General features: G+C 36.4%; 2 protein-coding genes. Both read right to left on the bottom strand.

The features are described from left to right. Window positions 1-191 precede the first annotated feature (191 nt). A complete protein-coding gene (locus GQS10_RS22785) occupies window positions 192-647 on the bottom strand; it encodes an immunity protein YezG family protein (RefSeq protein WP_166246605.1) in 456 nt (151 codons plus the stop codon). 21 nt (window positions 648-668) lie between these two features. Further along, on the bottom strand, window positions 669-1,362 hold a 694-nt coding region (locus GQS10_RS22780), incomplete at its 5' end, for a DNA/RNA non-specific endonuclease (protein ID WP_243735367.1).

Genomic DNA, 1,362 nt, shown 5'->3' with positions numbered 1-1,362 from the left:
CGAGCCTTTGACCTGCAGGATTTTCCCCTGCAGTGAAAAGCTCCATCTTAACGGAATGTGATTGTAATTAGATATTAAATGGACTTCTCATTACTTGTATATTTACGGTTAAGGACAAGGGAATTTGGGGTGCACTGGGGAAGAGAAAAAAATCTTGACTAAGTGGTCGGCACTTGGTCAAGATTTAAACTTCAAAGATTATTATTTTTTATTTCCTCAAACCACTCATCAGCAATATCATCAGCCGTTTTAATGTCATCATTAGTATAAATTAAATCATATTGATATTCGGCCCTGAATTTACCGCTATTTACATCATATATTAATTTCATTTCCGTTGGCACGTCTCTTCCATATTCCTCGCACAATGCTTTTATTTTCCCAATATCTTCATTTAGTATACGCAATACCATAAACATTCGATCTTGAGACACATCATATCTTTCGTCTCCATTCTCCAAAGCATCATTTACTTTATGACATTCTACATATTTGTTATTAATTAAATAAAAAAAACTGCTCGAGGTAACTCCTTCTTCACGTGAAGCATAAACATATACTTTGTCAGCTCTATCTTCAACATATTCCATACAAATTGATATCATATCAGATTGTAACTCACTAAATTTTTCTTCAAATTCTTTCATTCTTCCACTTCACTCCTTAGTTTAATTTTCAAGTTCTTTCGATCCTGGCTTACCATCAATTGTGTAATTAACTATAAATTTTTCTGGTCGCATATTATCTTTAGAATAAACTATCTCAACATCTACTGTTACCTTTTTGGGAGGTGTTTCATTCAATGCTGCAGCCCATTTATCTTCAATTTTTTTATACTGCTTTAAATTAACATCAGATAATTGCGAAACCAAATTGTCTAGCTTTGGAGAACCTCCGAACCTATCACCTGCCAAGTGTCCTGCATGGTCTTGACCTTTTATTTTACCCGGTGTGTTTTTGCTATGTGACAATCTATCTTTCCTCTTTGTTAATTGTAAATTATCTGTTTCAAATTTAGAAATCCTACCTAATTTATCTGTTTCATAAAAATAATCATACTCACCAGTTTTATATCTAATATTAGGCTTTAATTTATTTTTCCTTCCGTTGGTAAACTGTTGGCCTTTGCCCACTAATGTTTTCTTATCTGCCTCAGCCTCACGCTTTTGCTTTTCTTCACGCCCACGTCTCTCACGCTCTTCACGTTCTCGCTTCTCGTGTTGCTCCCGATCACGATCATCATCGCGCCTATCATCATCACGGCGACCGTTGTTACCGCTGGCAAACCCATCGTTATTGCCATCACGGCCCTTACCCTTGCCGCTGCCACCAGAGATAATGGTTGCCATCATACTAGCAGCA

It is taken from the genome of Paenibacillus turpanensis, assembly GCF_011421635.1.
GTDB classification, from domain to species: domain Bacteria; phylum Bacillota; class Bacilli; order Paenibacillales; family YIM-B00363; genus Paenibacillus_AK; species Paenibacillus_AK turpanensis.
The sequence above is the reverse complement of the archived record's forward strand: the minus strand, read 5'-3'. Positions and strand labels throughout refer to the sequence as shown.